The organism is Pseudomonas sp. IPO3778 (assembly GCF_013386825.1).
Classification (GTDB): domain Bacteria; phylum Pseudomonadota; class Gammaproteobacteria; order Pseudomonadales; family Pseudomonadaceae; genus Aquipseudomonas.
Genome location: NZ_JACARC010000067.1, coordinates 1 through 26,085 on the forward strand (window position 1 = coordinate 1; position 26,085 = coordinate 26,085).

Here is a 26,085-nt window from a genome sequence, read left to right on the forward strand (position 1 = left end):
GGTGGATGTGCAAGAGCCTTTTGGTTACTTTTGGGCTCTTTTCAAAAGTGACCCGCTGTAAGAGCGGAACCAATAGCCGCCATCACAAAAATAACGGATATGTACACAAACCCAACATCACTCGTCACTGCTGTGAACCACCACCAACAGCTGCGCCTGAACCTCCCCCACCGATCGAATCCGGTGCGGTTTCTGCGCATTGAAATGCAACGCATCCCCCCGGTTCAACACCACCCGCTCGCTCATGAAATCCACCTCCACCTGGCCTTCATGCACAAACAAAAACTCCTCCCCCAAATGCTCCTTGAAGGTCTTGTCGGTGAATTCCGCCGGCGGGTAAATGATGAACGGCAACAAACTACGCTCACTGACCTGATGAGCCAGCACCGCATACCCCGGTGACGCATCGGTCCCCGACAACGCCTGCCGCTCATGGCTACGCACCAGGCTGTAGCTGTCGAGGCTGACGCTGTCCTCACTGAACAACTCCTCAACCTTCACATTCAACGCCTTGGCCAATTTCAACGCCGCCGCAATCGACGGCGTATTCAGCCCGCGCTCGACTTTCGATAGGTAACTCTTGGTCATCCCGGATTTTTCCGCAAGGGACTCCAACGTCACGCCAAGTTTTTTTCTCAATATTTTCAAACGGATAGACATGTGCCGCGGTTAATCCATTAAAGAATCGATGATGAATGCTTGCCAATGACACTTTGTGTCATATAGTCTCTTTCGTGTCATTTGCGACCAACAAGGACACTGACATGGCCAAGACATTAGCACTCCCGAAAGACCAACTGGTCAAGCAAGCACTGACCCAGATGCAAAACACCCTGGCGGATAATACGTGGACCGACCGGCAAAAGCTGGCGCTCACCTGCCGGATCCTGTTTGAAAATGGCCACGACTCCGGCCTCGCCGGCCAGATCACCGCACGCGGCCCGGCACCGGGGACTTATTACACCCAACAACTGGGCCTGGGTTTCGATGAAATCACTGCCAGCAACCTATTGCTGGTCAACGAAGACCTGGAAGTGCTGGAAGGCCACGGCATGCCCAACCCGGCCAACCGTTTTCACAGTTGGGTGTACCGCGGTCGCCCAGACGTGAACTGCATCATCCACACCCACCCGACTCACATCGCTGCGTTGTCGATGCTGGAAGTGCCGCTGCACGTGTCCCACATGGACCTGTGCCCGCTGTACGAAGACTGCGCCTTTCTGGAAGCCTGGCCCGGTGTGCCGGTGGGCAACGAAGAAGGTGAAATCATCACCGCCGCCCTGGGCGACAAGCGCGCCATCCTGCTGTCCCACCACGGCCAATTGTCCACCGGGGCGAGCATCGAGGAAGCCTGTGTGATCGCGCAGTTGATTGAACGCGCGGCGAAATTGCAGTTGCTGGCAATGGCCGCCGGCACGATCAAGCCGATCCTGCCTGCGCTGGGCCGCGAAGCCCATGACTGGATTTCCAAGCCCAAGCGCCATGGCGCCGCGTTCAACTACTACGCTCGGCAGAACCTGCGTCAACACGCCGATTGCCTGAACTGAAACCCTTTTTCGACCGGAGACTGTTCCATGTCCAGCCCTTCTATTCACGGCATTATCGGCTACACCATCACCCCGTTCAGCGCCGACGGCCAGCGCATTGACCTGGACGCCCTCGGGCGCTCCATCGACCGCTTGATCGATAGCGGCGTGCACGCCATCGCACCGTTGGGCAGCACCGGCGAAGGCGCCTACCTCAGTGATGCAGAGTGGGATGAAGTCGCAGCCTACAGCCTCCAGAAAGTGGGCAAACGGGTGCCAACCATCGTCAGCGTCTCCGACCTGACCACCGCCAAGGCCGTGCGCCGTGCGCGGTTTGCCGAAAGCCACGGGGCGGACGTGGTGATGGTATTGCCGGCCTCGTACTGGAAGCTCAGCGAAGCGGAAATCCTCGCCCACTATGCCGCCATCGGCGACAGCATCGGCGTGCCGATCATGCTCTACAACAACCCGGCCACCAGTGGCACCGACCTGTCGGTGGACTTGATCCTGCGCATCGTCAACAGCGTCGACAATGTGACCATGGTCAAGGAAAGCACCGGTGATATTCAGCGCATGCACCAGTTGCAACAGCGCAGCGACGGCCAGGTGCCGTTCTACAACGGTTGCAACCCGCTGGCGCTGGAAGCGTTTGCGGCCGGGGCGAAAGGTTGGTGCACGGCGGCGCCGAACCTGATTCCACAGCTCAATCTGGCGTTGTATGAAGCCGTGCTCAGCAATGATCTGACGAAAGCGCGGGAGCTGTTTTATCGCCAGTTGCCGTTGCTGGACTTCATCCTTAAAGGCGGCTTGCCGGCGACGATCAAGGCCGGCTTGCGGCTGACGGGGCTGGAGTCCGGGGCCCCACGCTTGCCGGTGTTCCCGCTGGGTGAGGCTGGCCGGGTTCAGCTTCAAGAGCTACTGACGCTGTTGCGCTGAAACGCGATCCAAAATGTGGGAGCGGCGGTGCGACGATTCGACTTGCTCGCGAAGGCGGTGAGTCAGCCAACACATCAGGTGACTGACACTCCGCCTTCGCGAGCAAGTCGAATCGTCGCACCGCCGCTCCCACATTTAGCCCGCATCCACCTGCAGCATTTCAATAGAGACAAATGACAATAATTCTCGATATCATTCGCGACTTTTCTACGTCGTGCTTCGTCAAGAAGGATATCCATGTCTCGTCCCAAGCCCGACCCGCTGTCGGCCGATGCCTTTCGCGGGTTTTATGCAGATATCCTGCATTTCCTGCGCAAACGCACGGACAACGCCAGCGACGCGGCAGACATGACCCAGGATGTCTTCACCCAATGGCTGGACTACCGCGACCGGGCCCAGGTCGAGCAGCCACGGGCGTTTCTGTTCCAGATGGCGCGCAACCTGCTGCGCGATCACTGGCGTAAACAGAAGGTACGGCACACCGTCCACCAGCAACAGGCGGAACTGGATGCCGAACCTGTCAGCGACTCGCGAGACGATCCCATGGCTGCCGCGCAGCGCCTGCAACGCCTGGAACAGTTGAAAGAAGTCCTCGCTGAACTCTCGCCCAGAAGGCGAGAAGCCCTTATGCTGCACCGCTTCGAAGGCCTGAGCCAGGCCAAGATCGCCGAGCGCATGGGCGTTTCGGTCAGCATGGTGGAAAAGCACATCGCCTTCGCCCTGCTGCATTGCAAGCAGCGACTTCAACAAGAACAGGGCAAGGAGCAGCCAGAATGAACCGCCTGAGCGACATCGACACCTGTGAAATCGAGGCCAGTGACTCCATCGATGCCCAGGCCGCCAGCTGGTTTGCGCGCAACCGCAATGACGCGGGCCGCGCCGACCGCAAGGCGTTTGCCGCCTGGCAGTCCGAGCCGGCCCATGCCCGCGCCTATGCCGAGTTCGAACAGTTGTGGGCCGACCTGGCCCAGTTGCAGCAACTGAACAAACCCACACCGTTGCCCGTACGTAAAACGCCCGTGTGGCGCCCGGCGCTGGCGGTGGCGGCTGCTGTGGTGTGTGCCCTGCTGGCAAGCAATCTCGGTGCCCCACGCGAGCTGTTCCACACTCAGGTCGCGGCCCACGCCAAAGGCATGCGTACCCTGCACCTGCCCGACGGCAGCACCTTGTACGTCAACGCCAACACGCGCTTGCGGGTGGACTTCAACAGTCACCAGCGCATCGTGCACCTGGATCAAGGCCAGTTGTATATCGAGGTGGCCGCCGACAAGGAGCGGCCGCTGTTCGTGCAGGCCGGCGAAGCCAATGTGCGGGTGGTCGGCACCGGCTTCGATGTGCGGCGCAGCAAGCAGCAACTAGTGGTCAGCGTGGCCCACGGCCAAGTGGCGTTCGACGCCGATGCCAAGGTGCCCGCCACGTTGCTCGGCGCCCAGCAGCGCGCCACGTTCAGTTACGCCAAGGGCACCCTGCAGCAGCAAACTCTCAGCGCCGGCGAGGTCGCCGATTGGCGTGGCGGGCATGTGTCGTTTCGTAATCGCGAGCTGGCCAGTTTGATGGACGAGTTGAGCCTGTACCGGCCCCAGGCGCCGTTGCTGGTGGACAGCGCGGTGGCGCAGTTGAAGGTCTCGGGCAATCTGGATGTGAACGACCCGGACGCCCTGCTCAACGCCCTGCCCGCCCTGTTGCCGGTGAAAACCGTGGCATTGGCCGACGGCAATATCAGGATCGAACCCCGCAAATAATCCTGCGGAAATCTTACTTGAGAATATTTTGCATTCGCATGTGAGGATTATTTTTCCTGCCGCGTCTTCCTCGGGTCTGCGTTTGATACGCACACCTTTTTGGCCATTTGGCTACTCCGGGGGATTTCATGTTTCGCGCGCCTTGCCACGTCCAGCACCTGTTTCTTCGACCCACCGCCATTGCCGCCTGCCTGGCCTTCAGCCTGAGTGCCCAGGCCGAGTCGTTCAAGCTGCAACTGCCGGCCCAGTCCCTGGCCACGTCCCTGAGCCAGGTGGCGCAGCAAGCGAAAATCCAGCTGCTGTTCGATGAAACGCTGCTGAAAAATGTCCAGGCGCCGGCCATCAACGGCGACTTCACCCCGGAAGTGGCGATTCGCACCCTGCTCAAGGACGGCGAGTTCGTGTTGCTCAAGGTCGGCAGCACCTACGTGGTACGGCCCGAAGAAGGCAAGACCACCAACAGCAGCGCGATCCAGCTGGAAGCCCTGAGCGTGATCGGCACCGGCAACGAGGTCGACTCCACCACCGTCGGCCGCTCCACCCTGAGCCAGGCCGACATCGACCGTTACCAGTCCAATAACATCCCCAGCCTGCTGCAAACCTTGCCCGGCATCAGCCAGGGCGGCTCGCTGAAGCCCGGCGGCCAGACCATCAACATCCGCGGTTTCGGCGACGCCGAAGACGTGCCGCTGACCGTGGACGGCGCCACCAAAAGCGGGTTTGAGCGTTACCAGCAAGGCACGGTGTTTATCGAGCCCGAGCTGATCAAGAGCATCGAAGTGGAGAAAGGCCCCAACTCGGCCTTCAGCGGCAACGGCGGCTTTGGCGGTACGGTCAACATGACCACCAAGGATGCCCCGGACCTGCTCAAGGACGGACGCAACAGCGGCGCCATGCTCAAGTACGGTTACTCCAGCAACGACCACGAACAGGTCTACAGCAGCGCGGTGTACGGGCGTACCGATGACGGACGTTTCGACGCCCTGGCCTACCTGACCCAGCGCGACGGCGGCGACATGAAGCTGGCCGCCACCCTGCCCAACGATAACAACCAGTACCCGATCAACCCCAAGCGCCTGCCCAACAGCGCCCAGAACGTGGATGGCAAACTGTTCAAGGTGAACGCCCACTTCACCGACGAGCACAGCCTGGGCCTGTCGTATTCACGCTCCAACAGCCAGCGCTGGACACCCTTCTCCGCCGCCAGCTACCCGACGCCACCCACCCAGGCCAACATCGACCGCTATGGCTACGAAGCCGCGCTGAAACGCTTCCTGGCCAACCGCAACACCGTCGACACCACCTGGAGCAGCAAGTACGAATACCAGCCGATGGACAACCCGCTGGTGGACTTGACCATCAAGTACTCCGAGTCCAACACCGACCAGACCGACGAGCGTGACGCCACAGCGTTTTTCCAGCTGGCCACCGGCGGGCGCAAGATGGACACCTCCTACAACGACAAGAACCTCGACGTACGCAACGTGAGCCTGTTTTCCACAGGCCAGTTGCAGCACGCGGTAACCACCGGAGTGCAGGTCCGCAAGCACACCCGGGAAACCGAAATGTGGATGCCCGGCGCCACCTACAACACCCCCAAATACAACTACGGGCACTTCCAGCCGGGCTTCATGCCCCATGGCAAGGTCGACACCAACAGCTTCTTTATCCAGGACGCAGTGACGCTGGGCGATGTCACCATTACCCCGTCGATGCGCTATGACCATGTGCGCAACCGCGGCGAAGCCAACGACGCGCCGTACTACAGCAGCCCGGACCCGGCCATCGGCCACGACTACAGCGACCGCACCTACACCGGCTGGTCGCCCCGCCTCGCGGCGTACTGGACCATCACCCCGAACGTGGCAATGTTTGCCAACTGGAGCCGCACCTGGCGCGCCCCGGTGATCGACGAGCAGTATGAAGTACAGGGCCTGGGCAGCCGCACCGCCACCAGCCTCGACCTGGACCCGGAGCGCATCACTTCGATCACCCTGGGCAACGTCACAAGCTTCGCCGACGTGTTCACCCACGGCGACAACCTGCAACTGCGTACCACGTTGTTCCACAACAAGGTCGAGGACGAGATCTTCAAGAACACGGGTGTGGGCTGCCAGAATCAGGCGGTCAACGGCGGGACGATTTCCAGCGCCTGCCCACCGGGAGCGATGTCCAACTACCGCAACATCGGCGGCATGACCATCAAGGGTTTCGAGGCCGAAAGTTTCTATGACTCCACCTACGTGTTCGGCTCGGTGTCCTTCGCCTACACCACCGGCAAACACGAAGGCGCCTACACCAACCCCTGGGGGCCGGACGTCTGGGCGCGGGATATTCCGCCGACCAAATGGGTGATCGTGCTCGGCACCAAGATCCCGAGCCTGGATGCGCAGGTGGGCTGGCAGGGGCAGTTCGTCGGCGCCACCAGCCGTTTGCCGAGCGACAAGTATTCCGGTGGCCCGGGCACCAGCATCGGCGACCTGTTCTACGACCAGTACGGCAACAAGCGCTACAACACCCAGGGCCTGTTCGCCAGCTGGAAGCCGCAGCAGGCTTACCTCAAGGGCACCGAGGTGAATTTCACCGTGGACAACCTGTTCAACAACAACTTCCGCCCGGCCCTGAGCGGCGACCGCGCCTACACCAAAGGCCGGGATGCGAAGATCAGCGTGACGCGGTTCTTCTGACCCTTCACCCGCATTCGGCTTGGAAACCCGATCAGTGTGGGAGCTGGCTTGCTGTGGCGAGCGGGCTTGCCCCGCGTTGGGCTGCGAAGCAGCCCCATCCATCTGTGGTGAACCCGACGGGGGACAAGCCCCCTCACCACAGCAAGCCCGCTCCCACATTTAGATCTTCTGCGCGCCACCTCGTGTATTAACAAGGCTGAGCTCTGGGGCATGAACCCGCTGCCGGCTCAAATACCGCGTACAACTCACCCGCAAAAACGAAGCGAAATTCACCACTTCGCCCCGGTAGTCCATCACCTCTTCATACAGCTTGGCGATCAGTTGATTGGTGGTCATGCCATCCACCTCGGCGATTTCGCTGAGGATGTCCCAGAACTGGTTTTCCAGGCGCACGGTGGTCACCACGCCGCAGATGCGAAGGGAGCGCGAGCGGGACTCGTAGAGGATCGGGTCGGCCTTGACGTACAGCTCGCACATGGCGATGACCTCCGGTTTACAGGGTGATTTTGGTGCCCAGCAGGCCGAGGAAGCCCGCCAGCCAGCTTGGGTGCGCCGGCCACGCCGGGGCAGTCACCAGATTGCCCTGAACATGGCTGTCGGTCACCGGGATATCGATGAACGTGCCGCCCGCCAGTCGCACTTCCGGCCCGCAGGCCGGGTAGGCGCTGCACTCACGGCCTTCGAGGATACCGGCGGCCGCCAACAGTTGCGCACCGTGGCACACCGCGGCGATGGGCTTGCCGACCTGGTCGAACGCCTTGACCAGTTGCAGGACTTTTTCGTTCAGGCGCAGGTACTCGGGGGCACGGCCGCCGGGCACCAGCAGCGCGTCGTAGTCGGCGGCGTCGACCTTGGCAAAGTCGGCATTCAGGGCGAACAGGTGCCCGGGTTTTTCGCTGTAGGTCTGGTCGCCCTCAAAGTCGTGGATCGCCGTGCGCACGGTCTGGCCGGCGGTTTTGTCCGGGCACACGGCGTGCACGGTATGCCCCACCATCAACAGCGCCTGGAACGGCACCATCACTTCATAGTCTTCGACGTAATCGCCGACCAGCATCAGGATTTTTTTCGCGGCCATGGGACATTCCTCCGGTTGAACGGTTGGGCAGACAAGAGTAGTCAAGATAGACCCGCAGGCTTGATCCGGGTAATGGCCCGCTACTACACCAGCACCCCCGGCTTGTGTGGGAGCCGGGCTTGCCCGCGATGCAGACACCTCGGCCTGACAGGTAAACGGCGTTGATCCCATCGCGGCCTCGCCAAGGCTCGACGGCTCCCACATGAACCGAGTCGCCCGTTCAAAACTGTACGGATCAATCTGCACCCAGCTGTAAGCCCGCGTTTTCCGGGCTTTGTGGCTAGATGAAGGTCCACTTCCGACCCACTCGATTCTGGTTCCTTCCATGCGCTCCCGCGAAAATACCGGCATGGCCCTCGGCCTGCTGGGCGTCATCATCTTCAGCCTCACCCTGCCCTTCACCCGTATCGTGGTGCAGGAAATCCACCCGCTGCTCAATGGCCTGGGCCGGGCGTTGTTTGCGGCGGTACCGGCGGCGGCATTGTTGTTGTGGCGCCGTGAGCGCTGGCCCACCTGGCGCCAGGTGCGCGGGCTGACGCTGGTGATTGCCGGGGTGATCCTGGGTTTCCCGGTGCTGTCGGCCTGGGCCATGCAAACCTTGCCGGCGTCCCATGGCGCACTGGTCAACGGGTTGCAGCCATTGTGCGTGGCGCTGTATGCGGCGTGGCTGTCCCATGAGCGGCCGTCAAAAGCCTTCTGGGCCTGTGCGGCGCTGGGCAGTGCGTTGGTGCTGAGTTATGCGTTGATCACCGGGGCCGGGAGTATCCAGGCGGGCGATTTGCTGATGCTCGGGGCGATTGCCGTGGGTGGCCTGGGTTATGCCGAGGGCGGCCGGTTGGCCAAGGAGATGGGCGGCTGGCAGGTGATCTGCTGGGCGTTGGTGCTGTCGACGCCAGTGTTGATCGGCCCGGTGGCCTACTTGGCGCTGCAACACCAAGGACCGATTTCCATGGGCACCTGGTGGGCGTTCGGCTATGTCTCGCTGTTTTCGCAGTTCCTGGGATTCTTTGCGTGGTACGCCGGGCTGGCCATGGGCGGCATTGCCCGGGTCAGCCAGATTCAGCTGTTGCAGATCTTTTTCACCATCGCGTTTTCAGCGCTGTTTTTTGGCGAGCACATCGAGCCGATTACCTGGCTGTTCGCCTGCGGCGTGATTGTGACGGTGATGTTGGGGCGCAAGACCAGTGTGAAGCCTGCCCCGGCGCCCAAGGCCAGCGCAGCCTAACTGTAGGAGCTGGCTTGCCTGCGATGCAGGCACCTCGATTTACCTGATACACCGAGGTGCCTGCATCGCAGGCAAGCCAGCTCCCACATTTTGGTCAGCGTCGTTCTCAGGCCAGGTAACCGTCCGCCCGCAGCAGGGTTTCCAGGCAGTGCTCGGTGATGCTGTAGAACGCTTTCAGCTCCTGGATTTTCACCAGCAACTGCGCCGGGTCAACCGGCTCGGCACGTTTCACCGCAAGAATCATCTTGTTCTTGTTGGTGTGCTCCAACGAGATGAACTCAAACACCTTGGTCTCATAGCCGCACGCTTCAAGGAACAACGCCCGCAAACTGTCGGTGACCATTTCCGCCTGCTGGCCCAGGTGCAGGCCGTATTGCAGCATCGGCTTGAGCAGCACCGGGCTCTGGATCTGCAGGCGAATCTGCTTGTGGCAGCACGGCGAGCACATGATGATCGACGCGCCGGAGCGGATGCCGGTGTGGATCGCGTAGTCAGTGGCGATATCACAGGCATGCAGGGCGATCATCACGTCCAGTTCGCTGGGGGCAACGCTGCGCACATCCCCGCACTTGAACACCAGCCCCGGGTGGTCCAGGCGGGCGGCGGCGTTGTTGCACAGGGTCACCATGTCTTCGCGCAATTCCACACCGGTGACTTCGCCCTCGGCCTTGAGGGTGTTGCGCAGGTAATCGTGGATGGCGAAGGTCAGGTAGCCCTTGCCCGAACCAAAGTCCGCGACCCGCACCGGCTGGTCCAGCTTCAACGGTGAAGTGGTCAGCGCATGGCTGAACACTTCGATGAACTTGTTGATCTGCTTCCACTTGCGCGACATCGCCGGGATCAGCTCGTGCTTGGCGTTGGTCACGCCAAGGTCGGCCAGGAACGGCCGAGTGAGGTCCAGGAAGCGATTCTTCTCGCGGTTGTGCTCGGCAGACGGCGCCTCGCGCAGTTGCTGCGGCTTGCTTTTGAACAGCGAGCTTTTGTTCTTCTTGCTGTATTCCAACTGGGCTTCGTCGGTCACCGAGAGCAGGTGCGCGTTCTTGAACGAGGCCGGCAGCAGCTCGGCAATCGCCCCTACGCCGTCTTCCAGGGAGAAGTTCTTGGTGATGTCGCGGGTCTTGTAGCGATAGACGAAGGACAGGCAAGGCTGATCCTTGACCGTCAGTTGCTTGATGATCAGCTTCTGCAGGTCGGGCTCTTCACCCACATATTTGGCCAGCACCAGCTTGATAAAGGCTTTTTGCTCAAGGCTCACGCTCAGCAGTTCGAGGAACTGCGCGTGATGATCCGGCGCGGGGCTGGCAGGTTTAGCAGTGGCAGACATGAACAAAAACGCCTCGGGCAGGGAATGCCGGGCATTTTAGGGTGAACTGGGCGGTTGGGCACGGGATTATTTGATCCACGGCCAAAACGTAATCGTTGTCATTCGTTCAACATCGCAACGCCAGCCCTACTCTTCCCGGGCAGCCCTATAGCGCTTGATTAATAATCCCGGGACGTAAAAGAAAGCGAAATACCCACAGAGTGCGACGCCATAAAAACTCAAAAACATACTTGACACGAATAACGAATACAACGTTGAATTTAAACCAAAGCGGCGAAATTTAAAATTATGCATCACCAAATCAATGCTTTCGAAATAATTTATCGAAAAGAACATCCCCAAAAAAGCTAGAAACACCACCAACGCAAAAGCATACTTTTTAAGTGTCAAGCCATGATACTGTTCGGGATCAATAAAGACTCCCCTACAACTCTTCCGAAGAGCAATAGCAGCAAAAAAAGGACCGAAAATACTTATATAGTTTGAGGACACCTTTGAACTAAATGGAAAACTCGAAGACCAAAATCCTACCTGCCCAAATAAATACCCATCTAAAAAACCATCTATCCACAAATACACCTCGCCATTTGCATGAGCAGGCAAGAAATTAGCAACCAGCAGCAAAGGCATCACGCAAATCACAATAAAAAAATAAGGAACATGAAAGACCTGAATTAGGCTGTTTTTTTTCATGCATTGCTCCATACAGTAATTATATTTATAGCTTTGGTATCGAACCCGCCACACTGAAATGCCGGGCCCATACCATAAAACTCTTCGGCCCTATGTATTATTCAGCCCCATCAATATCACGGTATTTATTTCATCAACCTTCTCAGAATCGAAATAGGCTGCAGCCAGCGCCATCATCACCGCCACTATCACAACCCCTGCCACTGTGGTTGCAAACACCGGAGAAAGTAGTGCCATGCTCGCCGCCAATACAGCTCCGGCGCCCATACCCAAGGCGATGCTTTCAAGTTCCAGGCCAAGAGGTTTCCAATTTCCACTTTCAACGCCCTCCATGGCCCCTTCACGAATATTGTTGATCTGGTCAATTTTTCCAACGACACCAAATGCCTTACCCAATCGAGTGACATTGTCAGCAAGCGTGGCTTGGTCCAAAATTTTGAGTGAACTCAACACAGCCTCCTTGTCTTTAGCGTCGAGTCGAATACCGGGGTTAGCGCGCACCTGTTCAAAGGTTGCCATCGCCTCAGGGTAGCTTCTAACTTTTTTCCCCGAAATATTATCCTGCATGCCAAGCGCAACTTTACTCATGCGCTCACCATACGCTAAAAGAATATCTTTATTGATATCCGCTAAAAACAAAGCTCCACTTTTTAAAAGAGCATCTTCTGCCGCGACACTTGCTTGCTCTTCAGCCAATCGTTTCGCTTCGGCCTCTGTGGCTATACGTGTATCCTCTTTATCTTGAGTATTCGCGATGGACAAGGTTAGGGCGTTCGACTTTTCAGTAAGGATGCGAATTTTTTCCTCCAGCACTTTTACTCTGTATGCAGCCATCACAGATTCGGACCATCGTTTATAAATATCTAGGGCAACATTTCGAGAGTGACGAGAGGTTTGTAATACATTCACAAAATCAACCGCACTTTTAGCTATTTCGACTCCTAGCGGGTGTCTACCAAAAAAAGCCACTGCCACAACACCGCTATTAGCAAGCTCAACTGTCGCCTGCACAATCAGACTTTCCACAGCAAGTTTTTCAGTTTTAATTATCTCTAATTCAGAAAAATCGCCGGACTCAGTAACGGCAGCAATTTCGACATCTATATCGGTAGTGAGCTGCGGCAAATACGCTAAATATGACTGTTCAATTCTCAGTTGAGCCTCAATGATCGTCGCAACAACAGATACCGTGGACTCGGCAAGTTGAACACCCTTTTTGCTAAAGAACGCTTCTACATCACCGCTCGCAGGCACATTTACGCCCCCTGTTAGAAATGGGGGTATCCAAGCGCTTCCAGGAATCAGAATAGGAGGATTAAAGGGGGGTAAGTCAGGTGTCACTACGGTAGGTGGCAACGTAATTGTATTTTGCGTCATTTCGATCTCCTTCAGATTGAGGATGGAGAGCCTCCTAACAGCAAAAACGACCAACCCAATGCTGCGCTGGAGTAGTAACAGTCCATCTTCAAAAAGACTCGCTTCCAAACTAGGTGGATATCAATACCCACCGCTGAAATCGGAAAGCACCTACCCACTCTTAGGAAGCAAATCCTAGGAAATCAAATGACCTTATATTGCGACAATAACTGCGGACGATTTAAGAGTTCCCCTACATTTCGCGCAAAACCTACTCCAACACCACCAACCGATTCGGCAACTCATTGCGTGCATGGGTCACCGGCACATGCTCCTTGAGCAACTCGCCGCAGGCTTCAATGCAGCTGATAAACCCGGCCAACGTCTGGCCTTGCTTCACCTGGCGGGTGAAATCCTTGACGATCCCATCCCAACTGCTGTCATCCAGGCGCGTGGAAATGCCCTTGTCCACCAGGATTTCCACATACCGCTCCGCCTCGCTGACAAAGATCAGCACCCCGGTACTGCCCAGTGTGTGGTGCAGGTGCTGCTCCAGGAACTGCCGGCGCGCCAGGTTGGACGCACGCCAATGCCGCACCGAGCGCGGGATCAGCCGCGTGGTGACCCTGGGCAACCGGAACACCAGGCACAGCACCACAAACGTGCCCCACTGCGCCAGCAGCAAGGTGTACATGCTCAACCAGCCCGACACATAGTGAATGATCCCCGGCACCACCAGTGCCAGCAGGCTGGCCCACAACAGCGGGATGTAGGCGTAGTCGTCGGCACGGGCCGCGAGCACGGTCACCAGTTCGGCGTCGGTCTGTTGCTCGACCCGGGCGATCGCCTCGGCGACCTGGCGTTGCTCGTGTTGACTCAGAAGTGCCATGGTTGTTGATGCTCTCTCGTTATTGTCATTACCAGCCGCCCGAGGCGCCACCGCCACCAAAACCACCGCCGCCGCCCCTGAAACCGCCACCGCCGCCGCCTCCCCCGCCGCCACGGCCACTGCTGCTGAGAATCGCCAGCAGGATAGCGCCAACGGGCAGGCCCATGCGATTGCACAGCCACAACACCACCAGCAACAGGATAAACAGACCGAAGGAAATGCCCGGGTTTTGCGTGGCGAAGTTGGCATCGGACACATGCGCCGGCACCGCCAGCGGGTCGCCGCCCACCACCTGCAACATCGCACCCACGCCGTCGCTGATGCCCTTGCTGTAGTTGCCGGCCTTGAACGCCGGGGCGATCACCTGGTTGATGATGACCCAGGACTGCGCGTCCGTGAGTACACCTTCCAGGCCATAACCCACTTCGATACGGATCTTGCGCTCATCCCGGGCGACGATCAGCAGTGCGCCATTGTCCTTGCCCTTTTGCCCGATGCCCCAGGCGCGGCCCAGTTGATAACCGAAGTCTTCAATGGGCACGCCTTGCAGGTCGGGCACGGTGACCACCACGATCTGGTCGCCGCTGGTCTGTTCCAGCGCCTGCAATTGCTGGGTCAGTTGCGCACGCACGGCCGGATCGATCATCTGGGCGTTGTCGACCACCCGCCCGGTCAACGCCGGGAAATTCAGGGCGGCCTGGGCGGTCAGGCTGAAGGCCAGCAGCACCGCCGCCAGCAGCCAAGCGCGCTGGCCCATCAGAATTTCACTTGCGGCGCTTTATCGGCATCGGCGCTGGTGGCCTCGAAGTTGGCGCGGATCGGCAAGTCGCTGTACATCACGCTGTGCCACAGGCGCCCGGGGAAGGTACGGATTTCAGTGTTGTAGGCCTGCACCGCCTGGATAAAGTCGCGGCGGGCCACGCTGATGCGGTTTTCAGTGCCTTCAAGCTGGGATTGCAGGGCCAGGAAGTTCTGGTTGGCCTTGAGGTCCGGGTAGCGCTCGGACACCACCATCAAGCGGCTGAGTGCACCGCTCAAACCGTCCTGGGCCTGCTGGAACTGCTTGAGTTTTTCCGGGTTGTCGAGGGTGCTGGCGTCCACCTGGATCGAGGTGGCCTTGGCCCGCGCTTCGATCACGGCGGTCAGGGTGTCTTGTTCATGGGCGGCGTAGCCCTTGACCACTTCCACCAGGTTAGGGATCAGGTCGGCGCGCCGCTGGTACTGGTTCTGCACCTGGGCCCAGGCCGCCTTGGCCTGTTCGTCCAGGGTCGGGATCTTGTTGATGCCGCAACCGCTCAGCACGGTGCTCACCAGTATCAATGCCACGGCCTTCCAGCCCCAGCGGTAACCTTGTGCTGCTTGCATGGTGTTTCTCCTGCCAAACCTATGAAATTTACCGACTGACGTTTTAGCCACGGGCTTAGGGCATAATCCGCCACCACCCACTGGATTGCATCGTGCCAATCAGCTAAAAGATGCCCAGCGCCAATAAGAGTTCAGAAGTGTGCTGCATTTATCTGAACAACACCCGAACAACAATAGACGCTCTCCGGTCCCAAGGCTGCGAGAAAGGATTTTCATGAAGAAGCTGTGTTTGCTGGGCCTTGTTGTCAGTTTGGCCACTCATTCCGTATTAGCCGAAACAAAGCCCGCAGTACTCAAGGACAAGGACGCCTTCGTCAGTGACCTGCTCAAGCAGATGACCCTTGATGAAAAGATCGGCCAATTGCGCCTGATCAGCATCGGCCCCGAAATGCCCCGCGAGCTGATCCGCAAGGAAATCGCCGCCGGTCGCATCGGCGGCACCTTCAACTCCATCACCCGCCCGGAAAACCGTCCGATGCAGGACGCGGCCATGCGCAGCCGGTTGAAGATCCCGATGTTCTTCGCCTATGACGTGATCCACGGCCACCGCACGATTTTCCCGATCAGCCTGGCGCTGGCCTCCAGCTGGGACATGGACGCCATCGGCCGCTCGGGGCGCATCGCCGCCCAGGAAGCGTCCGCCGACAGCCTCGACATCACCTTTGCACCGATGGTCGACATCTCCCGCGACCCGCGCTGGGGCCGTACCTCCGAAGGCTTTGGCGAAGACACCTACCTGACCTCGCGCATTGCCGAAGTGATGGTCAAGGCCTTCCAGGGCTCAAGCCCCGCCAAGGCCGACAGCATCATGGCCAGCGTCAAGCACTTCGCCCTGTATGGCGCAGTGGAAGGCGGTCGCGACTACAACGTGGTCGACATGAGCCCGGTCAAGATGTACCAGGACTACCTGCCGCCCTACCACGCCGCGATCAAGGCCGGTGCCGGCGGCGTGATGGTGGCGCTGAACTCGATCAACGGCGTGCCCGCCACGGCCAACACCTGGCTGATGAACGACCTGCTGCGCAAGGACTGGGGCTTCAAGGGCCTGGCCGTGAGCGACCATGGCGCGATCTTCGAGCTGATCAAGCACGGCGTGGCCAAGGACGGGCGTGAAGCCGCCAAGCTGGCGATCAAGGCCGGCATCGACATGAGCATGAACGACTCGCTCTACGGCAAGGAATTACCGGGCCTGCTGAAATCCGGCGAGATCGAACAGAGCGACATCGACAACGCCGTACGCGAAGTGCTCGGCGCCAAGTACGACATGGGCCTGTTCGCCGACCCGTACCTGCGCATCGGCAAGGCCGAGGATGACCCGGCCGACACCTACGCCGAAAGCCGCCTGCACCGCAGCGATGCCCGTGACGTGGCGCGCCGCAGCCAGGTGTTGCTGAAAAACCAGAACAACACCCTGCCACTGAAAAAGAGCGCGACCATCGCCCTGGTCGGCCCGCTGGCCAAGGCGCCGATCGACATGATGGGCAGCTGGGCCGCTGCCGGCAAACCGGCACAATCGGTGACCCTGCTGGACGGCATGAACGCCGTGATCGGTGAAAAAGGCAAAGTGATCTATGCCCGTGGCGCCAACATCACCAACGACAAGCGAGTGGTCGACTACCTCAACTTCCTGAACTTCGATGCCCCGGAAGTGGTGGATGACCCACGCTCGTCCCAGGTGATGATCGACGAAGCGGTGAAAGCCGCCAAAGACGCCGACGTGGTGGTGGCGGCCGTGGGCGAGTCCCGTGGCATGTCCCACGAGTCGTCGAGCCGCACCGACCTGAATATCCCGCAAAGCCAGCGCGACTTGATCAAGGCCCTGAAAGCCACCGGCAAACCGCTGGTGCTGGTCTTGATGAATGGCCGTCCGCTGTCGATTGTCGACGAGAACGAACAGGCTGACGCGATCCTGGAAACCTGGTTCGCCGGTACCGAAGGCGGCAATGCAATTGCTGACGTGCTGTTCGGTGACTACAACCCGTCGGGCAAACTGCCGATCACCTTCCCGCGTTCGGTGGGGCAGATTCCGACCTACTACAACCACCTGAGCATTGGCCGGCCGTTTACACCAGGCAAGCCGGGCAACTACACCTCGCAGTACTTCGATGACATCACCGGGCCGCTGTTTCCGTTTGGTTATGGTTTGAGCTACACCAGCTTCAGCCTGTCGGACATGGCGCTGTCGTCCACCACCCTGAACAAGTCCGGCAAGCTCGACGCCACCGTGGTGGTGAAAAACACCGGCAAGGTCGACGGCGAAACCGTGGTGCAGTTGTACATCCAGGACGTGGCCGGCTCGATGATTCGCCCGGTTAAGGAATTGAAGAACTTCCAGAAGATCATGCTCAAGGCGGGCGAAGAGCGCGCGGTGCACTTCACCATCACCGAGGAAGACTTGAAGTTCTACAACACCCAGCTGAAGTTTGCGGCTGAGCCGGGCGAATTCAATGTGCAGATTGGGCTGGATTCCCAGGATGTGAAGCAGCAGAGCTTCGAACTGCTTTGATCTAACGCTGTAAACGCGGTCAGTGTGGGAGCTGGCTTGTGTGGGAGCCGGGCTTGCCCGCGATTGCATCGCCTCGGTGCATCTGAAGTACCGAGGTGTCTGCATCGCAGGCAAGCCAGCTCCCACACAAGCCAGCTCCCACCTTTGTATCGGGTGTTCTGGTTAGCCGCGCCGGTCCAGCAGGTTAACCACCAACCGGTCAATCCAGCCCCACACCCGCTGCTTCACCCGCCGCCACAAAGGCCGCGACTGCCACGCCTCCAGGCTCACCGCCAGGCTTTGGGCAAAATCCCTCTCGAAACTCCCCGCCACCGCCAGCGTCAATTCCGGGTCCAACGCTTCCAGGTTTGCCTCCAGGTTGAAGCGCAGATTCCAGTGGTCGAAGTTGCACGAACCGATGCTGACCCAATCGTCCACCAACACCATTTTCAAGTGCAGGAAGCACGGCTGGTATTCAAAGATCTGCACCCCGGATTTGAGCAGGCGCGGGTAGTAACGATGCCCGGCATACCGCACGGACGGGTGATCGGTGCGTGGCCCGGTCAACAGCAATCGCACATCCACCCCACGCGCCGCCGCCCGTCGCAGCGCACGCCGTACACTCCAGGTCGGCAGGAAATACGGTGTGGCCAGCCAGATACGCCGGTGGCCGCTGTTCAGCGCGCGGATCAGCGATTGCAGAATATCCCGATGCTGGCGGGCATCTGCATAGGCCACACGGCCCATCCCGGGCCCGGTGGCCGGCAGCTTGGGCAAGCGCGGCAGGCCAAAATGCATCGCCGGTTTCCACGCCCGGCGATCCTCGTTGGCCAGCCATTGGCGGTCAAACAACGCCTGCCAATCCAGCACCAGCGGGCCACTGATCTGCACCATCACTTCGTGCCAGTCGGCGGTGTCTTCCCCGGGCGTCCAGAACTCATCCGTCACGCCGGTGCCGCCGACCACCGCGATGGTCTGGTCGATCAGCAACAGCTTGCGATGGTCCCGGTAGAGGTTGCGCATCCAGCGGCGCCAGCTCAGGCGGTTGTAGAAGCGCAGGTCTACCCCGGCGTCGATCAACCGCCGGCGCAAGCCCAGGGTAAACGCCAGGCTGCCGTAGTCATCGAACAGGCAACGCACCCGCACACCACGCTCGGCAGCGGCCTCCAAGGCTTGAACCATCGCCTCGGCACACGCACCCGCCTCCACCAGATACAACTCCAGCGCCACCTGTTGCTGGGCCTGATTGATGCCTTCCAGCATGCGCGGAAAGAAACTCGGACCGTCGATCATCAACTCGAAACGGTTGGCGCTGCGCCACGGGAACACTGCGCCGCTCATGTCAGCGCGCCGTGAAAATCAGCACCGCACCCACCGGCACCGACAAGCTGATCTGCGACAGCCCGGCGGCCTTGCGCAGCGCGGCGACACCCGGCAGCAAATCGAAGTCCTCGGCGTGCACCACCAACGGTTCCAGGGTGACCACCTGGAAGCGCCGGTCATCCAGACGGGTCGCCAACAACTCGGCGCTATAGGTTTGGGTCTTGCCGTGCAGGGTCACCGACAGTGGCAGGCGCAACTCGTATTGCGCGCCGGGGGCCAGGTCGTTGATGGGTTGCAGGTTGATCTGCGCGTTGATCACGGCGTCGGGGAAAGACTTGATCTCGAACAGGTCATTGCGCATGCGCTCATCCCGCAGCGGGATGCCGCTGTTGATCGACTCCAGTTCGACTTCCAGCTGTGCCGCGCCCTTACTGTCGACCTTGCCGTGCAGCACCAGGAAGCGCTGCACTTCGGCGATATCAGTGTTTTTGGTGGTGACGAACGACAGGCGTGAGGACTCGTTGTCCAGGTACCAGTTGGCGTGAGCGGGCACGGTGGCAGCAGCCAGCAGCAGGAAGGCCATGGGTTTGAACAGGGACATAAAGACTCGTGGGGCAAAAAACCTGAACGAACAGTAACAAAGACCTCCTGTAGGAGCGAGCTTGCTCGCGAAGGTTGCCAACGATGACGCGCGCCTTCTGAATGAACGCGGTGCCTGTGAGTTCTTCGCGAGCAAGCTCGCGCCTGCAGGGGAACGGTGGTCAGGCCAACGCCTGCTGCACATCCCGAATGGTCGACTCCAGGCTGGCCAGGTGCAGGCTCAACACCCGCTCCACCGGTGCCTGATCCATCGGCCAATGCAGCGCCATGCTGCCCACCAATCGCCCGTTGGCCCGCACCGGCAAGGCCACGGCGCGAATCAGGAACGGCAGGCGCACCGGGTATTCCCAGTAGCCTTCGGTGCGCTGGCCAAAGCCCTGGTGTTGGGATTGTTCACACGCCCGGTATTGGTCATCTTCCGCCACCCGTTCACGGCCGGCCAGGCGCTGCACTTCATCGGCCGACAGCTGCGACAGGCACGCCTTGCCCATGGCCGAGTGAAACAGGCTGGCGTGCTGGCCGACGATCTGGCAATTGTTCGGGTAGAGCTTGCGCAGCACCGTGGGGATCGCGCTTTCCATCACCTCCAGGCGTTCACCGTCGAAGCTCGACAGGTCCACCACCAGGCCGGTGCGCTCGCTGAGGTCCAGCAGCCACGGTGCGGCGCTTTCCACCAGTTGGCGCTTGAAACGTTGCTGGGTGTCGCCGAACAGGCGCCGGGCCCGCAGGCGGTAACGCCGGTCGCTCAGGCCGCGATAGATCCAGCCCTGCTCCTGCAAGGTCAGCAGCATCCGCGAGACCGTGGCCTTGGGCAGGTGAGTCAGGTAATGCAACTCCTCCAGCCCCAGCGCCTGGTGCTCGCCGAGCAATTCGATGATCGCCAGTGCCCGCGCCACTGAACGTACGGTTCCCGTCTCGGCGTCGCTGCCCATGTGTCGATCTCCTTGATGCCGATGGATGATCTGATTTCACAGCAAGATACAGGCCCGTCCCGGCTCAGCCGGTCGGGGCGAGGCACGCGGGCGGCCGTCGCTGCACCCAGCGGGTCAGTTGTTCGTGGGCATACGCCAGTTGCAACACCGCCCTGTCGGCCTGGGCCGGGCCGATGATTTGCAGGCCCATGGGCAAGCCTTGGGTGTTGAAACCCACTGGCACATTCATGCTGGGCAGACCGGCCAGCGTGGGGCCGATCACCACTTCCATCCAGCGGTGATAGGTGTCCATCTCGCGCCCGGCGACAATGCGCGGCCAGGGTTGTTGTGCATCGAAAGGGAACACTTGGGCGGTGGGCAGCAACAGGAAATCGTAACGTTCGAACAGTTTGCCCAGGGCGCGGTACCAGTCGCTGCGGCTGACCGAGGCCTGGTAGACGTCGGCCGCAGTCAGTTGCAAACCGCCCTGCACTTCCCATTGTGCTTCAGGCTTGAGCAGCGCGCGCTTTTGCGGGTCGGCATACGCCGCGCCGAGGGAGCCCTGGATCAGCCAATGGCGGTGCGTCAGCCAGGTCTGCCACAGACGCTCCAGGGAGAATTCCGGCTGGCAGTGTTCCACCTCGCAACCCAGCGCCGCAAAGTCGTTGAGGGCCGATTCGCACAGGCTCATCACGCCGTCTTCCATCGGCAGATAGCCGTTGTAATCCCCCAGCCAGCCCAGGCGCACGCCCTTGAAATCGCGCTGCAACGGCTCACCGAATACCGCCGGACTCTCCTTGAGCGACAGCGGCACCCGAGGGTCGTGGCCGGCCTGCACGCTCAGCAGCCGCGCCACATCCGCCACGCTGCGGCCCATCGGCCCTTCTGTGGCCAGTTGCTGGACGAACAGCTCCGGCGCGGGCCCATGGGGCACCCGGCCCAGTGACGGACGCAGGCCAAACACGTTATTGAACGCCGCAGGGTTTCGCAGCGAGCCCATCATGTCGCTGCCATCAGCCACCGGCAGCATGCGCAGGGCCAACGCGACCGCCGCCCCGCCGCTGCTGCCACCGGCCACCAGGCTCGGGTCATAGGCGTTGCCGGTGGTGCCGAACACGCTGTTGTAGGTCTGCGAACCCAGGCCGAACTCCGGCACGTTGGTCTTGCCGATAATGATCGCGCCACTGGCCCGAACCCGCGCCACGCTGATCGCGTCTTCAGCGGGCACATGCTCGGCGAACAGCGGCGAACCCAGTGTGGTGCGCAGCCCTTGGGTGGCCGCCAGGTCCTTGATTGCCTGGGGCATGCCGTGCATCCAGCCGCGGGATTGGCCCTGGTCCAACTCCAGGTCCCGCTGCATCGCTTCGGCCAGCACGTCCTCATCGGAACGCAGCGAGACCAACGCATTCACCGCCGGATTGAAGCGCTCGACCTGGGCCAAATACGCCTGCATCACCTCATGGCAGGACACCTGCCGCGCGTGGATCGCCCGAGACAGTTCGATGGCGTCCAGTTCAACAATACTCAAGGTTTCACCTCGCTGGAAAACGGCGCCGGGCGTTTCGCCCGTGGCGCCTCATGCATGCAGTAAGTGCCCAGCAGCGTCAGGACGCAAGCGAACAGCACATAAAACGCCGGGGCGACCGGCGTGCCCAGCACCTTGCTGAGCCAGGTGACGATCAACGGCGCAAAACCGCCGAACACCATCACCGCCACGTTGTAGGCCACGGATACGCCGGTGGAGCGTACCTCGATGGGAAACTGCTCGGCGAGGGCCGTCGGTGCAGGGCCGAAAAAGCCACCGATGGCGGTGCACAGCATCACCTGCATCACCAGCAGACGCTCGATGGACGGTGCCGCCGCGACCCACACATACAGGGGGTACACCATCACGAAAAACGCCAGGGTGAACGCCATCAATACCGGGCGCCGTCCCAGCCGATCCGACAGCAGGCCGGACAGCGGAATCACCACGGTCATCAGCGCCACGGCAAACATCTGCACCATCAACACCTGGTCCAGCGGCAAGCCGAGGTTTTTGTGGGCGAAGGTCGGCATGTTCACCAGCACCACGTAGAACGACACCGTCGCGCCGCACGCCAGGCCCATCGACACCAGGATGCTGCGACGGTGATCGCGGATGACGTCCATCAAGCTTGGCGCCGCGCCTTTTGCCTGTTTGCGTGCCTCGATAAACACCTCGGGATCTTCCATGTGCCGACGGATCCACAAGCCCACCGGGCCAATCAGCAAGCCGAAGATGAATGGCAAGCGCCAGCCCCACACTTCAAGGGTTTGCGGTTCGAAGAAGTGCGTGACCAACGCTACCATCGCCGCCCCGCCAAACACCGCCAGGCACTGCCCCACCAACTGCCAGGAACCGTACAGGCCCTTGCGATGGGCCGGCGCGCTCTCCACCAGGAACGCCGTGGCGCTGGCGTATTCGCCGCCGGTGGCAAACCCCTGGAGCATGCGCGCGACCACGATCAGCATCGGCGCGCCCATACCGATGGCGGCGTAGCTGGGGGCGAAAGCGATCAACGCGATGGAGACGGTCATCAGCCGAATGATCAACTGCATCGCGGCCTTGCGGCCTTTGCGGTCCGAATACATGCCCAGCAGAATCCCGCCCACCGGGCGCATGAAGAAGCCTACGCCAAACGTCGCCAGGGCCATCAGCAGCGAGGCGTATTCATCTTCCGAAGGGAAAAACTGCCGGGCGATGATGCTGGCCAGAAAGCCGTAAACGATGAAGTCATACCACTCCAGCGCATTGCCGATCACGGCCGCCACCACTTGGCGGGTGCGCGATACACCTTGTTTTGTAGCCTGCATGGGAACACTCCATTCAACCTGTTGGGAAAGGGTCCAGCGGCAGAAAAAGGAGGTTGTCAGGCGGGCTTGAGCCAGCTCTCGGCCAGCGCGCCCCAGTAGGCAGCGCCGGTCAACAAGATGTCGTCGTTGAAGTCATAGGCGGGGTTGTGGACCATCGGCCGAGAAACGCCGTTGCCAATAAACAGGTAACTGCCGGGGCAGCGTTGCAGCATCCAGGCAAAGTCTTCGCTGCCCATCAGCTTGGTGGTGTTGCCATCGACGGCATCTTCACCCAGCAAGGCCACGCCAACCTGGCGGGCGAATTCGGTTTCGTCGGGGTGGTTGACCAGCACCGGATACGCCGGACGATGTTCGATCTGTGCGGTGCAACCGAAACTCGCGGCCTGGGTCAGGATGATCGCCTTGACCCGTTCCAGCATCAGCTCACGTACGCTCGCATCCAGGGCCCGCAGGCTCAGGCGCAACAGCGCCTGTTGGGGAATTACATTAGCCGCCTGGCCCGCTTGCAGGGCACCGACGGTCACTACGGCGGCTTCCTGGGCATTGATATTGCGCGCCACCACCGTCTGCAACGCCATGACCATACTGGCGGCGGCCACCAGCGGGTCTACCGTCAGGTGCGGCATGGAACCGTGACCGCCGACGCCTTCGAGGGTCACGGTGAGCAGGTCCTGGGACGCCATCATCGGCCCGACCCGCAGCCCCAGATGGCCGGCAGGCAGGCCCGGCATATTGTGCATGCCGAACAGTGCGTCGCAGGGAAAACGCTCCAGCAAGCCGTCGGCGAGCATGGCTTCGGCGCCGCCCTGGCCCTCTTCGGCGGGTTGAAAAATAAGGTTCAGGGTGCCATCGAACTGACGGGTCGCGGCCAGGTAACGGGCGGCGCCCAGCAGCATGGTGGTGTGGCCGTCATGGCCGCAGGCGTGCATGCAGCCGGCGTGTTGGCTGGTGTAGGCAGCGCCGGTGTTTTCGATGATCGGCAAGGCGTCCATGTCGGCACGAATGCCCAGCGTGCGCGAGCTGCTGCCATTGCGCAGCACACCGACCACGCCGGTCTGGCCGATGCCGGTGTGCACCTCATAACCCCAGCTTCGCAGGGATTGCGCCACGAGGGCGGAGGTGCGGTTTTCTTCAAAGCCCAGTTCGGGGTGGGCGTGAATGTCCTGACGCACGGCGTGCAGGTCGCTGGCGACATCGCTCAGCCAATCCAGGATGTGCTGGTGTGGGCTCATGGTGATTCTCCTCGCAGGCGGGTGTTCCCGTTCTTTTTCGTTGCACACCGCCAGATAACCGCGATGCGCACAGGAGGACAATCAAAGGTGGTTCCACCCTGTGGAACCTCAGCCCGGGGCATTGAACCAGCGGCCGGTGAGATTCTTATGGCGAGGGGGCTTGTCCTGTGGTGAGGAGGCTTGTCCTGTGGTGAGGGGGCTTGCCCCCCGTTGGAGTGCGCAGCACTCCCGCTTTTTTGGGACCGCTACGCAGCCCAACGGGGGACAAGCCCCCTCGCCACAGGTTCGGTGTGACTGCATCAGGGCCTGAGGCGACAGCCCTCGCGTTGGCCCAGCCATTGGGCACTGTGGGTGCGGCCCAGGCCGCTGGCGGTGACCTCGTGTTTTTCCGGGTTGTCGGTGAAGGCGCTGGTGGGTACGTATTGCTTCACATACCCCACGCAATAGTCAGCGGGATTGCCTTCCACATAGCGGCACGAGCAGTACTCCTTGGCGGTGTAGGCCGCGATGATGTCGGGGAAGGCTTGCAGGTTGACCCGCTCGTGCCAGGCCCAACCGAGCAACGCCAGTAGCAGCAGAATCAGCAGGCTGATGAAGGGGCGACGACGGATCATGGTTGCACCGCCGCGAGGACGCGCTTGAGGAGTTCGTTGTGACGAAAGCTGCCGTCGCGATCATCGCCGTAGCGCACGATGACCAGCTGTTTTTCGGGCATCACGTAAAGCGCCTGGCCCCAGTGACCGAGGGCCGCGAAGGTGTCGGCGGGCGCATCCGGCCAGGGCCTCGCGGCGCCTTGCACCTCGCGGTTGAGCCACCATTGGCCGCCGGGGACGGCGTCGTCCTGGCCGGCCTTGTACTTGTCGAACGGTTGGCGGTTGAACGCGACCCACTCTTTGGGCAGCAACTGCTGATCGCCCCAGCGGCCGTCGCGTTGCATCAACAGGCCTACGCGCGCCAAATCGCGGGCGGTGAGGTAGGCGTATGAGGAAGCCACGAAGGTTTCGTCGGCGTCGCTTTCCCAGGTGGCATTGCGGATACCCAGTGGCTGGAACAGCGCGGTCCACGGGTAGTCGACGTACGCTTTATGGCCGAGCATGCCTTTAAGGGTGGCGGATAGCAGGTTGCTGTCGCCGCTGGAATAGCGGAAGGCCTGGCCGGGGGGACCGAAGGTGGCGGTGTCGGCGGTGAACTCAGCCATGTCGCGATGGCCGCGGGTGTAGAGCATTGCGACCACTGAGGACTTCAGGGGGGCGTATTCATAGTCTTCCTGCCAGTCCAGGCCCGAGGCCCAGTGCAGCAGGTCGGCCATGGTCACACTCGGGTGTTGTTTCATTGGTGGGTAAAAGCGTGCGGCGGGGTCGGTGAGTTTGAAGCGGTTTTCGCCGAAGGCCACGCCCAGGACCGTGGCCATCAGGCTTTTGCTGATGGACCAGGTCAGGTGCGGGGTGTTGGCGGTGGTGGGGGTGGCGTAGCGTTCGTAGATGATTTGGCCGTCGCGGATGACCAGCAAGGCGTCGGTGCGGATGCCTTTGCGGGTGGTGTTGTCGCGGGGTGGGAAAGCGTAATCATCCAGGGCTTGGGCGGCCGGGCCGGTGAGTTGCTCGCCTTGCGGCCAGTCTTTGGACGGCCAGGTTTCGGCGTGGGCCGTCAGGGTGAACAGCAGCGCGGCGTAGAGCAGGCCTTTGAACATGGAATGAGGACTCGGGGGCATTCAAGCCCGCGAGCCTAGCCCAGGGGGGTGACGGTTTTGTTACGGGGCTTGGGAGGGGGGTACATATCCGTTATTTAGGTAACGGCCACTATGGGTTCCGCCCTTACGGCGGGTCACTTTTGGAAAAGAGCCCCAAAAGTAACCAAAAGGGCTCTTGCCCCACCACACGG

Annotated in this window: 24 protein-coding genes; 7 read left to right on the forward strand and 17 right to left on the reverse strand. The window is 60.8% G+C overall.

Annotated features, from left to right (window positions below; genetic code table 11):
• Positions 1 to 117 precede the first annotated feature (117 nt).
• Entirely contained in the window at positions 118 to 660 is a 543-nt protein-coding gene (locus HX855_RS28805) for a helix-turn-helix domain-containing protein (protein ID WP_177090499.1), read from the reverse strand.
• A 104-nt stretch (positions 661 to 764) separates the two neighbouring features.
• Here HX855_RS28805 and HX855_RS28810 point away from each other — a divergent pair, with 104 nt between their 5' ends.
• The 5 genes from HX855_RS28810 to HX855_RS28830 all read left to right on the forward strand — a co-directional run bounded on the left by HX855_RS28810 (position 765) and on the right by HX855_RS28830 (position 6,891).
• Positions 765 to 1,547: an aldolase gene (locus HX855_RS28810; RefSeq protein ID WP_177090501.1), complete on the forward strand. Its 783-nt coding sequence runs from the start codon at positions 765 to 767 to the stop codon at positions 1,545 to 1,547.
• A gap of 27 nt (positions 1,548 to 1,574) precedes the next feature.
• The gene (locus HX855_RS28815; RefSeq protein ID WP_177090503.1) at positions 1,575 to 2,462 is read left to right on the forward strand and encodes a dihydrodipicolinate synthase family protein; all 888 of its coding nucleotides are present in this window, start codon (positions 1,575 to 1,577) and stop codon (positions 2,460 to 2,462) included.
• A 237-nt stretch (positions 2,463 to 2,699) separates the two neighbouring features.
• Positions 2,700 to 3,239: an RNA polymerase sigma factor gene (locus tag HX855_RS28820; RefSeq protein WP_177090505.1), complete on the forward strand. Its 540-nt coding sequence runs from the start codon at positions 2,700 to 2,702 to the stop codon at positions 3,237 to 3,239.
• A complete protein-coding gene (locus tag HX855_RS28825) occupies positions 3,236 to 4,204 on the forward strand; it encodes a FecR domain-containing protein (RefSeq protein ID WP_177090507.1) in 969 nt (322 codons plus the stop codon). The genes HX855_RS28820 and HX855_RS28825 overlap by 4 nt, the downstream gene beginning before the upstream one ends.
• A gap of 128 nt (positions 4,205 to 4,332) precedes the next feature.
• Entirely contained in the window at positions 4,333 to 6,891 is a 2,559-nt protein-coding gene (locus HX855_RS28830; RefSeq protein WP_177090509.1) for a TonB-dependent receptor, read from the forward strand.
• 159 nt (positions 6,892 to 7,050) lie between these two features.
• On the opposite strand, the gene HX855_RS28835 is transcribed toward HX855_RS28830, so the two are convergent.
• Positions 7,051 to 7,368, reverse strand: coding sequence for a ribbon-helix-helix domain-containing protein (locus HX855_RS28835; protein WP_169387283.1), 318 nt, complete (start codon positions 7,366 to 7,368; stop codon positions 7,051 to 7,053).
• Between the two features lie 16 nt (positions 7,369 to 7,384).
• Positions 7,385 to 7,966, reverse strand: a complete 582-nt coding sequence (locus tag HX855_RS28840; RefSeq protein WP_177090511.1) for a DJ-1/PfpI family protein — start codon at positions 7,964 to 7,966, stop codon at positions 7,385 to 7,387.
• A 325-nt stretch (positions 7,967 to 8,291) separates the two neighbouring features.
• Here HX855_RS28840 and HX855_RS28845 point away from each other — a divergent pair, with 325 nt between their 5' ends.
• Positions 8,292 to 9,191, forward strand: coding sequence for a DMT family transporter (locus HX855_RS28845; RefSeq protein ID WP_177090513.1), 900 nt, complete (start codon positions 8,292 to 8,294; stop codon positions 9,189 to 9,191).
• Positions 9,192 to 9,297: 106 nt separating this feature from the next.
• On the opposite strand, the gene HX855_RS28850 is transcribed toward HX855_RS28845, so the two are convergent.
• From HX855_RS28850 to HX855_RS28875, 6 genes are all read right to left on the reverse strand, one after another.
• Positions 9,298 to 10,515: an SAM-dependent methyltransferase gene (locus HX855_RS28850; protein WP_177090514.1), complete on the reverse strand. Its 1,218-nt coding sequence runs from the start codon at positions 10,513 to 10,515 to the stop codon at positions 9,298 to 9,300.
• A 126-nt stretch (positions 10,516 to 10,641) separates the two neighbouring features.
• On the reverse strand, positions 10,642 to 11,208 hold the full coding sequence (locus tag HX855_RS28855) for a hypothetical protein (RefSeq protein WP_177090516.1): 567 nt from the start codon (positions 11,206 to 11,208) through the stop codon (positions 10,642 to 10,644).
• Between the two features lie 90 nt (positions 11,209 to 11,298).
• Complete coding sequence (locus HX855_RS28860) at positions 11,299 to 12,585, reverse strand: colicin-like pore-forming protein (protein WP_177090518.1); 1,287 nt, start codon at positions 12,583 to 12,585, stop codon at positions 11,299 to 11,301.
• 250 nt (positions 12,586 to 12,835) lie between these two features.
• Complete coding sequence (locus HX855_RS28865; protein WP_177090520.1) at positions 12,836 to 13,453, reverse strand: TPM domain-containing protein; 618 nt, start codon at positions 13,451 to 13,453, stop codon at positions 12,836 to 12,838.
• Positions 13,454 to 13,481: 28 nt separating this feature from the next.
• Positions 13,482 to 14,210, reverse strand: a complete 729-nt coding sequence (locus HX855_RS28870) for a YgcG family protein (protein WP_177090522.1) — start codon at positions 14,208 to 14,210, stop codon at positions 13,482 to 13,484.
• Entirely contained in the window at positions 14,210 to 14,818 is a 609-nt protein-coding gene (locus tag HX855_RS28875) for a LemA family protein (protein WP_010176647.1), read from the reverse strand. Before HX855_RS28875 ends, HX855_RS28870 begins: the two co-directional genes overlap by 1 nt.
• A 214-nt stretch (positions 14,819 to 15,032) precedes the next feature.
• Between HX855_RS28875 and bglX the strand changes: the two genes are divergently transcribed.
• Positions 15,033 to 17,324, forward strand: coding sequence for a beta-glucosidase BglX (gene bglX, locus HX855_RS28880; RefSeq protein ID WP_177090524.1), 2,292 nt, complete (start codon positions 15,033 to 15,035; stop codon positions 17,322 to 17,324).
• A 162-nt stretch (positions 17,325 to 17,486) separates the two neighbouring features.
• On the opposite strand, the gene HX855_RS28885 is transcribed toward bglX, so the two are convergent.
• The 8 genes from HX855_RS28885 to HX855_RS28920 form a co-directional block, all read right to left on the reverse strand.
• Positions 17,487 to 18,644, reverse strand: coding sequence for a phosphatidylserine/phosphatidylglycerophosphate/cardiolipin synthase family protein (locus HX855_RS28885; protein ID WP_177090526.1), 1,158 nt, complete (start codon positions 18,642 to 18,644; stop codon positions 17,487 to 17,489).
• 1 nt (position 18,645) lies between these two features.
• Positions 18,646 to 19,227, reverse strand: coding sequence for a YceI family protein (locus HX855_RS28890; protein ID WP_177090528.1), 582 nt, complete (start codon positions 19,225 to 19,227; stop codon positions 18,646 to 18,648).
• Between the two features lie 160 nt (positions 19,228 to 19,387).
• The gene (locus tag HX855_RS28895) at positions 19,388 to 20,158 is read right to left on the reverse strand and encodes a helix-turn-helix domain-containing protein (protein WP_177090530.1); all 771 of its coding nucleotides are present in this window, start codon (positions 20,156 to 20,158) and stop codon (positions 19,388 to 19,390) included.
• A 64-nt stretch (positions 20,159 to 20,222) separates the two neighbouring features.
• Positions 20,223 to 21,665, reverse strand: coding sequence for an amidase (locus tag HX855_RS28900; protein WP_177090532.1), 1,443 nt, complete (start codon positions 21,663 to 21,665; stop codon positions 20,223 to 20,225).
• Positions 21,662 to 22,972 (reverse strand): citrate-proton symporter, encoded by a 1,311-nt coding sequence (locus HX855_RS28905; RefSeq protein WP_177090534.1) that lies wholly within the window; start codon positions 22,970 to 22,972, stop codon positions 21,662 to 21,664. The genes HX855_RS28900 and HX855_RS28905 overlap by 4 nt, the downstream gene beginning before the upstream one ends.
• Positions 22,973 to 23,028: 56 nt before the next feature.
• On the reverse strand, positions 23,029 to 24,204 hold the full coding sequence (locus tag HX855_RS28910; protein ID WP_177090536.1) for a M20 aminoacylase family protein: 1,176 nt from the start codon (positions 24,202 to 24,204) through the stop codon (positions 23,029 to 23,031).
• Between the two features lie 299 nt (positions 24,205 to 24,503).
• Positions 24,504 to 24,818: an amidase gene (locus tag HX855_RS28915; RefSeq protein WP_177090538.1), complete on the reverse strand. Its 315-nt coding sequence runs from the start codon at positions 24,816 to 24,818 to the stop codon at positions 24,504 to 24,506.
• A complete protein-coding gene (locus tag HX855_RS28920; RefSeq protein WP_177090540.1) occupies positions 24,815 to 25,894 on the reverse strand; it encodes a serine hydrolase in 1,080 nt (359 codons plus the stop codon). Before HX855_RS28920 ends, HX855_RS28915 begins: the two co-directional genes overlap by 4 nt.
• Between the last annotated feature and the right edge of the window lie 191 nt (positions 25,895 to 26,085).

Coding starts and splice junctions, on each gene's coding strand:
- HX855_RS28910 (WP_177090536.1), bottom strand. CDS start 24,204: ATGAGCCCACACCAGCACATCCTGGATTGGCTGAGCGATGTCGCCAGC.
- HX855_RS28915 (WP_177090538.1), bottom strand. CDS start 24,818: ATGATCCGTCGTCGCCCCTTCATCAGCCTGCTGATTCTGCTGCTACTG.
- HX855_RS28860 (WP_177090518.1), bottom strand. CDS start 12,585: ATGACGCAAAATACAATTACGTTGCCACCTACCGTAGTGACACCTGAC.
- HX855_RS28920 (WP_177090540.1), bottom strand. CDS start 25,894: ATGTTCAAAGGCCTGCTCTACGCCGCGCTGCTGTTCACCCTGACGGCC.
- HX855_RS28870 (WP_177090522.1), bottom strand. CDS start 14,210: ATGGGCCAGCGCGCTTGGCTGCTGGCGGCGGTGCTGCTGGCCTTCAGC.
- HX855_RS28805 (WP_177090499.1), bottom strand. CDS start 660: ATGTCTATCCGTTTGAAAATATTGAGAAAAAAACTTGGCGTGACGTTG.
- bglX (WP_177090524.1), top strand. CDS start 15,033: ATGAAGAAGCTGTGTTTGCTGGGCCTTGTTGTCAGTTTGGCCACTCAT.
- HX855_RS28835 (WP_169387283.1), bottom strand. CDS start 7,368: ATGTGCGAGCTGTACGTCAAGGCCGACCCGATCCTCTACGAGTCCCGC.
- HX855_RS28875 (WP_010176647.1), bottom strand. CDS start 14,818: ATGCAAGCAGCACAAGGTTACCGCTGGGGCTGGAAGGCCGTGGCATTG.
- HX855_RS28885 (WP_177090526.1), bottom strand. CDS start 18,644: ATGAGCGGCGCAGTGTTCCCGTGGCGCAGCGCCAACCGTTTCGAGTTG.
- HX855_RS28905 (WP_177090534.1), bottom strand. CDS start 22,972: ATGCAGGCTACAAAACAAGGTGTATCGCGCACCCGCCAAGTGGTGGCG.
- HX855_RS28830 (WP_177090509.1), top strand. CDS start 4,333: ATGTTTCGCGCGCCTTGCCACGTCCAGCACCTGTTTCTTCGACCCACC.
- HX855_RS28845 (WP_177090513.1), top strand. CDS start 8,292: ATGCGCTCCCGCGAAAATACCGGCATGGCCCTCGGCCTGCTGGGCGTC.
- HX855_RS28865 (WP_177090520.1), bottom strand. CDS start 13,453: ATGGCACTTCTGAGTCAACACGAGCAACGCCAGGTCGCCGAGGCGATC.
- HX855_RS28815 (WP_177090503.1), top strand. CDS start 1,575: ATGTCCAGCCCTTCTATTCACGGCATTATCGGCTACACCATCACCCCG.
- HX855_RS28840 (WP_177090511.1), bottom strand. CDS start 7,966: ATGGCCGCGAAAAAAATCCTGATGCTGGTCGGCGATTACGTCGAAGAC.
- HX855_RS28810 (WP_177090501.1), top strand. CDS start 765: ATGGCCAAGACATTAGCACTCCCGAAAGACCAACTGGTCAAGCAAGCA.
- HX855_RS28820 (WP_177090505.1), top strand. CDS start 2,700: ATGTCTCGTCCCAAGCCCGACCCGCTGTCGGCCGATGCCTTTCGCGGG.
- HX855_RS28825 (WP_177090507.1), top strand. CDS start 3,236: ATGAACCGCCTGAGCGACATCGACACCTGTGAAATCGAGGCCAGTGAC.
- HX855_RS28855 (WP_177090516.1), bottom strand. CDS start 11,208: ATGAAAAAAAACAGCCTAATTCAGGTCTTTCATGTTCCTTATTTTTTT.
- HX855_RS28890 (WP_177090528.1), bottom strand. CDS start 19,227: ATGTCCCTGTTCAAACCCATGGCCTTCCTGCTGCTGGCTGCTGCCACC.
- HX855_RS28850 (WP_177090514.1), bottom strand. CDS start 10,515: ATGTCTGCCACTGCTAAACCTGCCAGCCCCGCGCCGGATCATCACGCG.
- HX855_RS28895 (WP_177090530.1), bottom strand. CDS start 20,158: ATGGGCAGCGACGCCGAGACGGGAACCGTACGTTCAGTGGCGCGGGCA.